The sequence below is a fragment of the Paenibacillus sp. P4_A9 genome, assembly GCF_056402415.1.
In genome coordinates this window covers 1-13,433 of record NZ_JBFUHL010000096.1, presented here as the reverse complement: position 1 = coordinate 13,433, position 13,433 = coordinate 1, and the positions used below count along the sequence as shown (strand labels likewise).

12 protein-coding genes are annotated in these 13,433 nt (G+C 44.9%); 3 read left to right on the top strand and 9 right to left on the bottom strand.

The features are described 5' to 3' along the window. Nucleotides 1-1,361, top strand: a 1,361-nt coding sequence (locus tag AC1DVJ_RS28180; RefSeq protein WP_477595710.1) for a sensor histidine kinase, incomplete at its 5' end; no start/stop codon positions are given. 78 nt (nucleotides 1,362-1,439) lie between these two features. Here the strand turns inward: AC1DVJ_RS28180 and AC1DVJ_RS28175 are convergent. Next, nucleotides 1,440-2,261, bottom strand: coding sequence for a helix-turn-helix domain-containing protein (locus tag AC1DVJ_RS28175; RefSeq protein WP_477595708.1), 822 nt, complete (start codon nucleotides 2,259-2,261; stop codon nucleotides 1,440-1,442). A 125-nt stretch (nucleotides 2,262-2,386) separates the two neighbouring features. On the opposite strand from AC1DVJ_RS28175, the gene AC1DVJ_RS28170 reads away from it, so the two are divergent. Beyond that, nucleotides 2,387-3,763 (top strand): hypothetical protein, encoded by a 1,377-nt coding sequence (locus tag AC1DVJ_RS28170; protein ID WP_477595706.1) that lies wholly within the window; start codon nucleotides 2,387-2,389, stop codon nucleotides 3,761-3,763. A gap of 401 nt (nucleotides 3,764-4,164) precedes the next feature. On the opposite strand, the gene AC1DVJ_RS28165 is transcribed toward AC1DVJ_RS28170, so the two are convergent. The 5 genes from AC1DVJ_RS28165 to AC1DVJ_RS28145 are packed head-to-tail and all read right to left on the bottom strand — an operon-like array spanning nucleotide 4,165 to nucleotide 9,718. Next, complete coding sequence (locus AC1DVJ_RS28165; protein ID WP_477595704.1) at nucleotides 4,165-4,833, bottom strand: hypothetical protein; 669 nt, start codon at nucleotides 4,831-4,833, stop codon at nucleotides 4,165-4,167. A gap of 14 nt (nucleotides 4,834-4,847) precedes the next feature. Continuing rightward, nucleotides 4,848-5,714: an amidohydrolase family protein gene (locus AC1DVJ_RS28160; protein WP_477595702.1), complete on the bottom strand. Its 867-nt coding sequence runs from the start codon at nucleotides 5,712-5,714 to the stop codon at nucleotides 4,848-4,850. 22 nt (nucleotides 5,715-5,736) lie between these two features. Next, entirely contained in the window at nucleotides 5,737-7,671 is a 1,935-nt protein-coding gene (locus AC1DVJ_RS28155) for a DUF8034 domain-containing protein (RefSeq protein ID WP_477595700.1), read from the bottom strand. Between the two features lie 13 nt (nucleotides 7,672-7,684). Then, nucleotides 7,685-8,800, bottom strand: coding sequence for a glycoside hydrolase family 88 protein (locus AC1DVJ_RS28150; RefSeq protein WP_477595698.1), 1,116 nt, complete (start codon nucleotides 8,798-8,800; stop codon nucleotides 7,685-7,687). Between the two features lie 12 nt (nucleotides 8,801-8,812). Then, nucleotides 8,813-9,718 carry an aldo/keto reductase gene (locus tag AC1DVJ_RS28145; RefSeq protein ID WP_477595696.1) on the bottom strand — a complete coding sequence of 302 codons (906 nt, stop codon included), beginning with the start codon at nucleotides 9,716-9,718 and terminating at the stop codon, nucleotides 8,813-8,815. Between the two features lie 168 nt (nucleotides 9,719-9,886). On the opposite strand from AC1DVJ_RS28145, the gene AC1DVJ_RS28140 reads away from it, so the two are divergent. Continuing rightward, nucleotides 9,887-10,783 (top strand): AraC family transcriptional regulator, encoded by an 897-nt coding sequence (locus AC1DVJ_RS28140; protein ID WP_477595694.1) that lies wholly within the window; start codon nucleotides 9,887-9,889, stop codon nucleotides 10,781-10,783. Between the two features lie 156 nt (nucleotides 10,784-10,939). Here the strand turns inward: AC1DVJ_RS28140 and AC1DVJ_RS28135 are convergent, their stop codons facing one another. From AC1DVJ_RS28135 to AC1DVJ_RS28125, 3 genes are all read right to left on the bottom strand, one after another. Next, nucleotides 10,940-12,190 carry an NAD(P)/FAD-dependent oxidoreductase gene (locus AC1DVJ_RS28135; protein WP_477595692.1) on the bottom strand — a complete coding sequence of 417 codons (1,251 nt, stop codon included), beginning with the start codon at nucleotides 12,188-12,190 and terminating at the stop codon, nucleotides 10,940-10,942. Nucleotides 12,191-12,204: 14 nt separating this feature from the next. After that, the gene (locus tag AC1DVJ_RS28130; protein ID WP_477595690.1) at nucleotides 12,205-12,528 is read right to left on the bottom strand and encodes a MocE family 2Fe-2S type ferredoxin; all 324 of its coding nucleotides are present in this window, start codon (nucleotides 12,526-12,528) and stop codon (nucleotides 12,205-12,207) included. Between the two features lie 24 nt (nucleotides 12,529-12,552). Next, nucleotides 12,553-13,433, bottom strand: an 881-nt coding sequence (locus tag AC1DVJ_RS28125; RefSeq protein WP_477595688.1) for a zinc-binding dehydrogenase, incomplete at its 5' end; no start/stop codon positions are given.

Below are 13,433 nucleotides of genomic sequence, written 5' to 3'. Positions count from 1 at the left end.
ACAAAACCTGGTATAAATCCGTCTATCAGAAAATGGAAGGAAACCGCTCTTTTTTGGATCTACGTAAACGGAACGATACGTATCCATACTTCATTTCCTTTACGTTGCCCGCCTATTCCTATGAGTCTAGAATTGGGGCTGTTACCGCGAATATTGATATCGAACAGCTTCGCAATTATTTATTTCAAACAGGCGAGCAATTTGAAAACACGTACATCTTGAGTGGAGATGTGGTGGTTTACAGCAATAATCGCAATGAATTTATGTCCAATATCCATGATATCGATCTACTAAATCGTGCGGATGTCCTTGCGAATATCACAGCCCCAAACACCTTAATTAAAACCATTAACAAACAGAAATATATTGTATCTGCGCTACCCTCTGAGTATAAAGATTTAACTTATATCTCGTTGTTGCCTCTTAATAATTATGAACAGAAAATGAAAGATCTCCGAACATTTTTGTATGTGTTTTTTGCAATAGGCGGGATCATCGTCATAGTGGTCTCCTTATTGATCTCTATTAAAACGTTTTCACCTGTAAATCAGATCATGTCTATGATTGAAGACCAAGAAAAATTGGAGCCTCTCATGGACACAAGCGAGAAAAGCAAATGGAACGAGGTGAGAACCATTACTAATTCGATATTCAGAACCCTAGATGCCAAAAGAGGCCTCGAACAAGAGTTGCAGCTCCGTATGCATTCCTTACGGAAGGCTCAAACGATTGCCTTGCAAAATCAAACGACACCGCATTTCTTGTACAACACCTTAGAAACGATTAAGTATCTTGCGATTGAATTAACGAAAGGACATAATAACGTGTCCAAGATGGTTACAGCGCTCTCCGATTTGTTGCGACGCAGTCTGGATACAGATAATCCGCTAACTGAGATAAGCGATGAGATCCAACATGCCAAACAGTACGTGGAAATTATGCAAGCCAGATATCCGAATAAATTTGACGTTATTTGGCAGATTGAAGAAAGTCTTCTTACTTGCCATATCTTAAAGATTTCCATTCAGCCGCTACTGGAAAATGCGTTTCAGCACGGTATAATTCCTACACGTAATCCAGGACAGATTATTATTACTGGACTACGAACATCAGACGGAATCGTCATCACCGTTTCCGATAATGGGAAAGGAATGCCTGAGGACCAACTCGCTAGTCTTCAGCAAAAGCTCGCCAGCGGAATAAGTTTAGAGGAAAAGCATATTGGTTTGAAAAACTTAAATCAACGGATTAAATTACTATTTGGCGAAGCCTACGGGGTCTTCATTACGCCAAATCTACACAGTGGCTTAGCCGTGTTTATCGTTATTCCTGAAAAAATTGACAAACAAGACATCATTTAAGTCGCGGAACATTAGAACAGCCGGTTAAGAGTCACTTGACTCCTATCCGGCTGTTTTTACATCAGTCGCAATTTTCACTTACTTGATTCGATATGCTGAAGGGGAATAGCCAGTGATTTTTTTGAAATATCTACTGAAATAATAAATGTCTTGGAAACCGGTAAGACATGCCGTTTGTGTAACTGAATACGCCTCCGCTAGCAATTGCTTAGCTTTATTAATGCGCATATGAGTTAAATAGTGGATCGGAGATTGTCCAGTTGTCCTTCGGAACAGATAATCGATGTGCGATTCACTAATGGCGAAGTTTTCGGAAAGCTGACGCAAGGAAATCTTTTCTTCCAAATGGGAAGCCATATAGTCAATGATGATCTGTACTTTTTTGGTTTGCGGCGGCAATAAGGACAACTTATTGTCCTGCCATTCCATCAACAGCTTGATCATTTCCATGAAGGCGATTTGGCAACGGAAATGCTTGTCAGGCTGAACGCCGATCCAAGCCGTGGTTAATTCATTAAACAGATTAACCAGACGATCAAAAGTAATCGAATCCTGAATTTCTTGATATGTGTTAAAAGGCAGTGGCGGCTCTGTATGTATCCAGCCTTCCTCTTGGTAGGTCGCAACTGAATAAGAAAAATTAACGCCAAATAGCTCCAATGGTTGGTCGATGGAACTGATAACTTCACGTTCCAAGCCCTCTTCCATGTAGATCAATACACCTCTTTTTAGTACGATCTCCTTGCCTTCAATCGTTATGCAGCCCATGCCGCTTTCTATAAAAGTAAAATTATGATGGTCACAGCTGGTTCTTTTCATTGTCCATTGCGGGTGACACTTGCGCTTTACGATATGTTGAAAATAAGGGGCTAGTGTAAAAGGCTGCTTCCAATCAAACATAACACCGTCTCCTTCATTCTTATCATGAGATTGTACAAATGATCATTAAATTGTACATGGTCACTTTACAGCAATCAAATGTATGGTAGATACATCCCTGAACGACATATAAGGAGACGGAAGCTATGCACACATTTATAGATGCTGCTGATTTTGGATTTTCACCAGAGGCGACTGGACTTGCAAATGCCCAAGCTCTTCAGAGCGCTCTGGATGTAACTGGAACGATAACCGTTAGCCGACCTGGTACCTATAGACTCGCACGAACGGTTTATATGGGTAGTTATACATCATTAATCTTTGGTAACAACATTTTTATTGAAAAAGTTGATGAAGAAGGGCCCTTTTCTCATGTCATCTTGAACAAGGGAGCTCTGTCCAAAACGTATGATCAACATATCACCGTCGAAAATCTGCACATTATTGTGAATGGCATGGATATCCGCAAGTTCGAGGTTTTCGGCTTGCATGGACAGCTTGCTTTCTTTTATGTCAAAGATTTGAAAATAGAAAGATTTCGTTGTATGGATCTGGGCAAAGCGCAGTATGGCATTCATATTTGTACCTTTGAAGATCTCATCATTCGCGATGTGATCATTATGGGTGATAAAGATGGTGTTCATCTCGGCAGAGGCAGGCGCTTTCATATCTCGAACGGGATATTTGAAACATTTGACGATGCAGTTGCCCTCAATGCGCATGACTATGATGTGGGAAATCCGGAGCTTGGTTGGATTGAAGATGGTGTTGTTGAGAACTGTTACGACTTAGCGAGCAGAGATGCTGACAAGGGAGCGGTCGGCTACTTTTGCCGCATATTGGCCGGAGCCTGGAACAACTGGGAAAGCGGTATACAAGTCCAGAAATCGGACACCGTGGTTTCGAACGGACGACTATATCGTGTCAAAGCCGACCCCGATGCGAAGTTGTATACGTCCATTACTCAGCCCATTCATGAATCAGGCTTTGCTATTCTGGACGGTATTCACTGGGTAATGGTACAGGATGATGTTACCTATACCGCGGGAGTTCGCAATGTGACCTTCCGGGATATCAAATTATACAAACCAAGAACCAGTTTCTCCATTCATTTTGACAATGATCGCTATAGCCGTTCCTATTATCCTGGATCTCCGGTTCCATGCCAAGAGCAGCTATTCTTCGATCGGATTCAAGTGTTACATGTAGAAAATAAACCATTTATGACGATTACAACGCCGGTAGATGTGGTTTCCATAGTGAATTCCAGTTTTAAAGATAACCGGATCTTCTTCTACGGTAACAAAGCAATGCCGGACTATCTGAAAACGAAGCTTCACTTCAATGGTTGTGTGTTTAATCATCCCGGAGAAATGACCTTGGTCGAGAACCGTGTCGAACATAAATCCATTAGCTTAAAAACATGTGCCAGCATGGAAGTACAGGATGATTTTAAAGCTAGAATTGAACCTGGTCCTGGGTGTATTCACACAGATACGGACCTTACAGGACTTAAAGCATAAGAAACTGCTTCGCCGCGGAATGCTTTTGAGCAAAATAGACCGAAATTAGATGATGCCATCGCCTTATCTCAAGYCAGGCTCCAATCGCATTCGTATATATCAACTTAGGACCCAAGGCCATGCAGCGGTTTTAGATAAAGTTACAGGATAACGCTATTTGGCCCCAAGGGACACCCAATTGCAAATTAGCGTTACGCGATAACGCTATTAACGCCAAAAGCTGATGTTTCCTCAGGTTTTATCACAATAGCGTTACGCCATCACCTTATTTCTAGGTAGAATGTGAATAAACCCGAAATAAGATGATGCCATCGCCTTATCTCAAGCCAGGCTCCAATCGCATTTGACCCCTTACATTAAAACAGCCGGTTAAGAGTCGCATGACTCCTAATCGGCTGTTTTTACATCAATCGCTCCATTTTACGCCAAATCTGCTGTCCCTCTACCGCTTCTTCCCATAGGTCAAAATGAGGGAACATCACCTCGTGCCAATTAGCCGGTGCTTGTTGCGTACTCAACAAGCCTTGACGTTTGGCTGGATTCACCCTTGCAGGCAACTCATGGTAGGAGAAGATCAGTCTGCCCTGCAATCCAATCAGATACGTTTGGTTAAAGCTATTTGGTGTCTCTTCCTGCTTCAGATAATGGTAGTAAATATAGCTCGACACCATTTCTGGTTTCAATCTAGCGATCGAGCCTATACGTTCCTCTACAGGATGACTTCCGCGCCAAGATTCTGCGCTTTCCGGCATGCCATCATGAAACACGTCGATCATCGGTATCGCCAATCTATGCAGCGATTCACTTGCGTTGACTTGTTGATCAGGCTCCGTTGGCCACTTCTCCAGATAGCGATCAAAAGAAACGGGCCAATCCCATATTGGTGTAACCCCTTCTTGTACTTCTTCGGCATAAACGCAAACGTAGAGATTGCAAGTGAATACCGCGGCATTTACTAGACCTGCAGCGGCCCAATCTCTTTGCAGTTTCTCTGTGCTATCTTTCACGATTCGATTGAATTCCCTAACCKTTCCTCTACGTATTTGTGAGTAGAACAGCAATCTTTGCATGCTCTTTCACTCTCCTACATGCCAAAATAAAAATCTTTCGCATTATGCATGCGTACGTTCGCGCGCTCTTCGCCGGTCCATTGATCAGGCAGCAGCTGTTCAAATAATTGAACAACATCATCGTAACTGCCTGCCAGTAAAGCTACCGGCCAGTCGCTGCCAAACATGATCCGCTTTGGACCGAATCTTTCTGCTGTATGACGAATATACGGCGCCAATCGCTCTGGATGCATTCCTTCTGCAGGCGTAATCATACCTGACCATTTGCAATACACATTCGGAAATGCAGAAAGCTCGTCCATGTAAGTCGCCCAAAGCTCCATTTCACCTGTACGAATAGGTGGACCACCGAGATGGTTAATAACAGCCTTTAATTGTGGGACAAGTTTCAGGTATTGAAGTACGGTTGGCATATTATCTGGTCCAATCAGCAGATCAATAGAAAAGCCGTCTTCCTCCATCATTTGCAGATGCTTGAGCAAACAATCCGACACTTGCTCTGCGTTTGGTACAAAGATGGAACGGTCCAATCGGATACCAACGAATCGCGGATTGTTACGTAAGCGTCTATACTCGTCAATGAATGAATCCGCGAATGGATCAAGAAAACCTACAACACCTACGATTCGCTCATCTCGATCTGCCAGCTCAAGCATAAATTCCGTCTCAGCAACTGTCGGTGCTGCCTGCACGGCGATAAATCCTCGAACGGCATTCGTAGCCTCAAGAGCTAATAGATCAGAGGGCAAATAATTCTGATATAGAGTGGGATTGCTCGGTTTAAGCCAGTGGTAATCACCGCGCTCTAGCTTCCAGAAGTGGACATGACTATCGAGATAGACAACGTCATCCCTATGTGTTGATTGACGATTATTTGTCATCAATTTCATACTCTCCTAACGCTTATTCTTGGTTTCGCCCGCGGATTATCTTAGTTGCCGTTGCTTCTACTTCCGAACTCCATGGCGTCTCATAAGTAGGCTGATTCACATAGCGTTTCATGCTTAGTTTGAGTTGAATACCAGCACCAGGAGCCAATCTCACAGGCAACCATTTGGTATCAATGTAGCTTTCACCAATGTTTTCGCCACGCTGATTATAGCTTTCCATGTACGTAAACTGATGCTCACCAAAGCTGCCTGCCTGAATGATCAGTTCGCGTTCGTTGAATGAAGACAAGTTCACCAATGTTAACGTGACAAACTCATCGCCGAGCGCTTCAACCAATGCTCCGATATCTTCAGGAAGACCGCAGCGCTTGCGTTCTACATCGAAATAACGCACTCTCGCATGCTGCAAGCCACCATGGGAGATGTGCATAGGCGCGCCTAGCATCATTTGCAGCAATCCTTCGAAATAAACCGGCGAGAATTCCTGCCACTGATGAATACTGTATGGATGATCCCAATCCCAGCTTGTTGGATCCCCTTCAGGAGAGCGCAGTTTCTCAAGCTGAATGGCGATCAGCTCTAGATTTTGCTTTAAAATCTGCTCAGGGTAATCCGGTAATTGCCCTCTCATATATAAATACCAAGGCACAGTATTCGCAATATAATGTTTCGTTTCTTTGCGAGTTACGGGATTTCTGCCGGAAATCGTCGGCATATCGATAGCGCGGAAATGATCCTCGTAAGGAATCCGATCTACACGGGCCGCATCTTCCTCTGACATCGAGACCGTCCATAAATAAATCGGGTAGGTCGGAACTTGGATTCGATAGTCTGTCCAACCAGCATCAAAGTGCTTATGAGGAACATGCCATTTCCCATTGATTTCTTTACCTAACGACCAGTTACGATCCAGTTGTGAACGTGCCAGATCTAACTTGCTGCGATCACCGGAAAGTAGAACGGCATTCATCCCCGCATTGGTTAAAGGCTCAATGATGGACATGAAGCCATGCGGCCAACGGTAGCCATAGTACCCGCCCCACCATTTGCCGTCGTTGTATTCGCCAATGATATCATTTAAACCAACATTATCGGGAATCAAACCGTCGTTCCGAAGGGTGCGTTCTTCCCAAGCTGCCAAGTAAGCCAAGACCCACTGACGATAAGATTCATCACCCGTGTACATGAAGGCGTTAGTCATCAGCCCAGTTGAGTTCAGATTAAGAGGGACGTCACCTTTCGCTTTCCGTTCATTCATTCTTTTAATAATTTCACGATAGATGTCATCGTCTGACCACTTGCACTTCCCGCTTGCGAAATCCACACCTGGAATATCCTCGAATGGTGCCAAATAATCGTCTAAAACACCGCGGTGCGTAACCCAGTCCTCTTCTGTCATTTCAAAACGAGGTCCCTTACTACCCGTAATTGGCGAACGCATTAACTTCCGCTCCGCATCAAAGTTAGGTACTTCCGGGTTCGTCCCCATGTAGAGCTCAGCAAATTTAACGGCACGCTGACGATTTTTCAGAAGATGCGGATCAGATAAACCAAGGAAATAGAAATATAAGTAACCTTCGCCATGATGCATCCAATCATAGTAAGCGTCGAATTCATCATGAATTTGGCCGTATTCGGTCCATTGCCACGTAATGGCATCCCACATGAGACGGGACAACCGCAGCATTTCTTCGTTCCCACCAAGCGTGTAAAGCAAAGATAAATTCATGAATGCTTCGTAAGGATCGTCGGAGCCGTCCATTCCTGGCCAATCTTCACGCCAAATAATGGTCCCATCTTCGCGTGTATAGCGCTTTACATATTCAACTGCCGCTTCATTCAGGGTATCTATGATTTTACGCTCCATTAGCGCCCAAGCTGGCGGCGTCCACGAATCACGAGCATAAATCTTAGAAGATCTGGAATTCGAACTGTTCGTTTGTGACATTGGTTGTTTCCTCCTACCAGAATGTATCGTGGATGCCGCGCAGCTTGCAGACCGCTTCTACGAAGAAATAATCCCCATAAATCATTGGCACATTGACATGTGTTTTCTTAGGTCGATTTGCCGTGCCCATGCGAAGAATGGCTTCTTCATTCGGGTCATCCAAAGATGTATATCTTTCGTTTAATTTAAAAATCAATTTCTCAGCCGCTTGTCGATATAACTCAGACTCGCCTTTCGGCACCAACAAACTCAGCTCCAACATCCCGCTGGCTGCACAAGCTGTGGCACTCGAGTCCATCGCCATGTCTTCCTCCCAAGGTGCTCGGAAATCCCATGGCGGCAACCCATCTTCGGGTACATTCGCCAGGAAGAAATGCGCTGCACGTTTCGCTGCATCGATATAACGCTGATCCCCTGTGTAGCGAGCACTCAGTGCCATGCCGTATAACGCCCACGCGGTGCCGCGCGCCCAAGCCGAATCCGGTGAATAACCTTGCCCGCCAAGCGCTTCTTGTCTTTCGCCCGTCTCAGGATCGAAACACACAATATGGTGGGTAGATCCGTCTGGACGAAGAAATTCACGCAATGTTGTATCCGCATGAAGAACAGCTACATGCCTAAACCGCGGATCACCTGTCTCTTCACTCGCCCAGTAGAGCAGCGGCAAGTTCATCATGCAGTCAATAATCGCCCAACCTGTCCGCTCCGGTTGATTCCAAGCGCGAATGAATTGCCCTTTCGCATTGTAACGACCAACCAGATGACTGGCTGCGGTCATTGCCCGCCGCTTCGACGTTTCGTTGCCAAGCAGCTTATACTGTGCCACGGAGCATAAGCTCCACATAAAGCCTACATCATGATGCAGTGGATAAAAGTCGAGAAGCACGGGATCCATCAAGGCTTCAATCTGATCTGCTGTATCTTTAAACAGATCATTCTTAGACTCACGATACACCAACCAGAGTAAGCCTGGCCAGAACCCATTCGTCCACCAATCCGGATCTTCACTGTTGTACTTTCCATTATAAGATATATACGGGAAATCAGCGCCAATCGACGCGTTCATTCGTTCTACTTTATCGTTGATTTTATGCCATAATTCGTCTATCCATGGTGTGTTATTCATCATTGTAGTTCCCCCTTACCAAGATATTGGCTGACCTGGAAATAAAGAGAGCAGCCGATCCAAATCATGTTGCGGCAGGCCGACGCCATCGCAATAGCTCGCATTCAGTGCAAGCGAGCGCATTGAAGTCGTTCCCGTTAAAGTTACTGTAATGTCAGGGCTTGCAAGGCTAAAGCGCATGGCAGGCTCGATTAGCCCCTTTGGTTCTGTCTTCCGAAGGAAATCTAACTCCCCGATGCGGCGCTGGGCTTCTATATAAAGAGGCGAATCATGCTTGATAAAAGGAGCTGGCGCTTCAGCAAGAAACCCCATGCCAAGCACGCTTCCATTAATGACGGACACCCCATATTCCTTTGCTGTCGGAAGAAGCTCGTCCATAGCCGAATAGTCGATGAGCATATAACGATAGAAGGTTTGGATGGAATCAATAAGCCCAGTCTTAATAAAAGGCAGCAACAAAGACGGATTTAAAGCGTTGACCCCAATTGCCCTTACTTTCCCCTGTTCCTTCAGTTTAAGAAAGGCAGGAATCGTTTCGTTCATCCCCATCTCCGAGTTCAGTTCCGAAAGCTCGTGCATTTGAATGACATCCACGTAATCCGTGCCAAGACGCTTAAGACTTTCTTCCACAGAAAGAATCGTATTCTCATACGTATACGGCACACCGCGCATAACAGCTTTGGTCGCGATGACCATTTGATCCCTTTTCCCTTTAAGCGCCAACCCAATTCGGCGCTCGCTTTCTCCTCGCCCATATAACGGTGCTGTATCGATAAAATTGATCCCAAGCTCCAAAGCTCGATCAATCACTTCAATGACTTGTTCGTCAGTGACAGGCCCAAAATCCCCGCCAAGAGGAGCGCCTCCAAGACCAAGCTTAGAAACTCGAATCCCTGTTTTACCAAATGTCGTATACTCCACCATAATCACTCCTTAGTCATGTATCTAACTGAAACTTAACATACCTTCATTATAGTAAATCTACTTCCTTGAAAGTTATGCCTCAATGCATAAAATTGTTGTTTTCTTGTCATATTTCATTTCAAAATGGTACAATATTTAAAGGTTACATCGGTGTTATAGGAAGGGATGAACACATTGAAATTGCTTGAAGATGCGGCATTRCATGAGATCCCATATCGTTTCAGCTATCGCAGAATTTCGACCGAGAACTATAAAGGATTTTATCATTGTCATCAAGGGATGGAATTATTATACGTGTATCAAGGCAATGGACAAATTGTGGTGAATCGCAAAGTGTATCCGATACAATCTGGTACATTTTTATATTTGCAGCCGTTTCAACTTCATCATATTCAAGTTGATGTAACTCCAGATGCGCCTTTCGAACGTACCATAATCACGTTGGAGCCCTCTATCTTTGAGCACTTTTTTGCTTCTTTCCCACATTTGCATCAAKATTTTCAACATTTGTGGAACAATGAAGTCCATGAGCAAGTGCTCCAGCAGATGGACCAGACAAGCTTTCTTAGTCAATTATTTCAGCATTATGCTCATGTGTTGGCTAACGATCAGGACCAGCAAAAGCAACAAAATTTCGGCTTGCTTCTCCTGCAGACCTTTCAATTTCTCTATGCAAAAGGATTTGGTAATCCCGTAGAAAACGGCTTACATCCTCAGAGACAGCTTCGCTATTCAGAAAAAATCATGAATTGGCTCGAGACGCATTACGCGGAGGAGATTTCGCTCGATTCGGTAGCCGAGCAATTGCATATTTCGAAATATTATGTATCTCGCGTCTTTAAACAAGAAACGGGCTCAAGTTTAATGGACTATGTACTCGCTAGACGCATTCGACAAGCCTGTCTGTTATTGCATATTAGTAATAAGGGAATTGAGCAGATCAGTATTGAGGTGGGGATGAACAATTTCCCTTACTTCTGTCAGGCTTTCAAAAAACTCATAGGCACGACACCCATGAAATATAGGAAAAATGCTGACACCTCGCGGTATCAACTAACATAAAAGCGCAAATCCACTTGCTTTCGACAGCAAGGAGATTTGCGCTTTGCTATTTCTAACTAACGGCATTATGCCGTTACGCCTTTTTTAACAATACCATGTGTGTAGCCTAATTGAATTAAGTCAGGGACTTTTGCCCAACTACTCATACTAATATCTTTATAATGATGAAATAGAGCTCAAAAGCGATTTAACTTTTACTTCTGGGTTTACTAAATCATTCGGATCGAGTATCGCTTGTTTCTGAATGAGCATTTCCGCGAGACGAATATCCTTGGCAATTTTCGCGTTTAAGCCTACGCCGGATGCCGCAACCAATTGATTTTCAGCCGAGAGGTGAAAGAATAGCTTATCCGTATCGCTTAGATTTCTTACGACCGTCTTCACACCGCTTTCCGGCAAGCCGGTGACTTGCAAGGTTTGAGCATATTGATCCGACCAGAACCATGGGATTTCCAAATAGGGTTTAGAAGCGCCTAGCATGTTGTGTGCCGCGTGCGTTCCTTGGTCTTGTGCATTGCGCCATGCTTCMAGACGRATACGCTTGCCTCCATAGAGCCGATGCGGGAAGGAGCAGCAGTCACCTGCTGCGAAAATATCCGCATCACTCGTTCTGAGTTCCTCATTTGTCCATATACCATTGTCAACCGTAAGTCCACTTTGAGCAGCTAATAATGTTTCAGGAATAGCGCCAATACCGACAACTATTGCATCGCATTGGATAACGGTTCCATCTGCCAACGTAATCGAATGTCCATCTGGCGTTTTCCCAATATTTCCTATCCCTACCCCTAGCTTAAACTCGACACCTGCTTGTCGATGGCGCGCCTCTACGATTCTCGCGATTTCTTCAGGAACGCCACGCATCAGAATACGCGGTCCTACTTCAATAACGGTTACCGAGCAGCCTTTTTCGCGAGCGCTTGCCGCTACTTCAAGGCCAATAAAGCCCGCTCCGATGACAGCGATGTGCTTTCCTGCTAGAAATCGTGAACGCAATACGAGCGCGTCAGCGAAAGTGCGAAGATACAACAAGTCTGTCGTGTCGGAGCCTTCCATGTTTAATCGACGTGGCGAGGCTCCTGTAGCAAGCAAGAGCCTTTCATATCTGACATGCTGCCCATTACTAAGCTCTGTCATATGCTGCTCTCGATCTATCTTAACGACCGAGCTATCCGTAATTAACTGAATGTTGTACTGGGATTGCTTTGCTTCGTCCAGAATCGTCATTGGGAGAGGCTCATCTTCATTAATCAATGCGCTTTTGGAAAGYGGCGGTCGTTCGTAAGGTGCCAGCTTTTCCTTGCCGATTAGCGTGATCGGCCCACCCCAACCCTCAGTTCGGAGTTCAACAGCCGCTCKCGCACCGGCTTCCCCTGCACCAACAATAACCATTCCTAAATCGGCCATTCTCTATTCGCTCCTCAGTCTATCTTGATGAAGATCTTATCTTCTTCAATCTTTACAGGATAGGTTTTTAGACTGACACATACGGGTGTACGCTTCGCTTCACCCGTTGTATAGTCAAACCGGCCATTATGCTTGGGACATTCAATGGTGCTGCCCATAACCAAACCTTCAGCTAAATGAAACTTCTCATGGGTGCAATACCCATCCGTCGCATAATATTTGCTTTTGTCTGAGCGATAAATCGCAAACGTACGGTCTTCATAATCAAATCGAATGACATCTTCTTCATCAATATCATCGACTTCACAAGCTTCAACCCAACCCTCTACATTATGCATAAGTGCCTCCGAGTAAGTTAAGATTTATTTAACAAGACCATGTGGATCAATGACGAATTTTCTGGAAACACCGCGATCAAACTCTTGGTAAGCCTGCGGAGCAGCATCTAACGAAATGAGTGTGGCATTCACCGCTTTTGCAATTTGTGCTCTCCCACTCATAATGGCCATCATCAATTCTCTGTTGTACTTCATGACAGGTGTTTGCCCCGTTACGAAGGTATGGGATTTCGCCCATCCAAGACCGAAACGAATCTTCAAGGTTCCAATTTTGGAATCCTCATCCACAGCACCCGGATCACCAGTTACATAAAGCCCAGGAATACCCAAACTGCCTCCTGCGCGCGTAACTTCCATGATCGAGTTCAGCACCGTAGCAGGCGCTTCACCATGCGCTTTACCGTGACCATGTGCCTCGAAGCCTACGCAGTCAATCGCTGAATCGACTTCTGGGGAGCCAAGAATTTGATCAATTTGTCCGGCCAAATCCGAATTCTCACGCAGATTGACCGTTTCGCAACCGAAGCTTTTCGCTTGCGCTAGTCGCTCTGCATTCAAGTCACCTACAATGACTACCGCAGCACCAAGCAGCTGAGCAGAGTGAGCCGCAGCAAGTCCAACTGGACCAGCACCTGCAACGTATACGGTTGAACCTGGTCGAACGCCTGCACTCACTGCACCATGATATCCTGTCGGAAAAATATCTGAAAGCATCGTTAAATCAAGAATTTTTTCCATCGCTTTATCCTTATCTGGGAACTTCAGCAATTGGAAGTCTGCGTAAGGAACCATCACGTATTCCGATTGTCCTCCGACCCATCCACCCATATCGACATAACCATAGGCGGAACCAGGACGATCCGGGTTGACGTTTAAGCAGACATTCGTATTTCGTTCTTTACAAC

Coding starts and splice junctions, on each gene's coding strand:
- AC1DVJ_RS28150 (WP_477595698.1), bottom strand. CDS start 8,800: ATGATGAATAACACACCATGGATAGACGAATTATGGCATAAAATCAAC.
- AC1DVJ_RS28160 (WP_477595702.1), bottom strand. CDS start 5,714: ATGACAAATAATCGTCAATCAACACATAGGGATGACGTTGTCTATCTC.
- AC1DVJ_RS28155 (WP_477595700.1), bottom strand. CDS start 7,671: ATGTCACAAACGAACAGTTCGAATTCCAGATCTTCTAAGATTTATGCT.
- AC1DVJ_RS28130 (WP_477595690.1), bottom strand. CDS start 12,528: ATGCATAATGTAGAGGGTTGGGTTGAAGCTTGTGAAGTCGATGATATT.
- AC1DVJ_RS28170 (WP_477595706.1), top strand. CDS start 2,387: ATGCACACATTTATAGATGCTGCTGATTTTGGATTTTCACCAGAGGCG.
- AC1DVJ_RS28175 (WP_477595708.1), bottom strand. CDS start 2,261: ATGTTTGATTGGAAGCAGCCTTTTACACTAGCCCCTTATTTTCAACAT.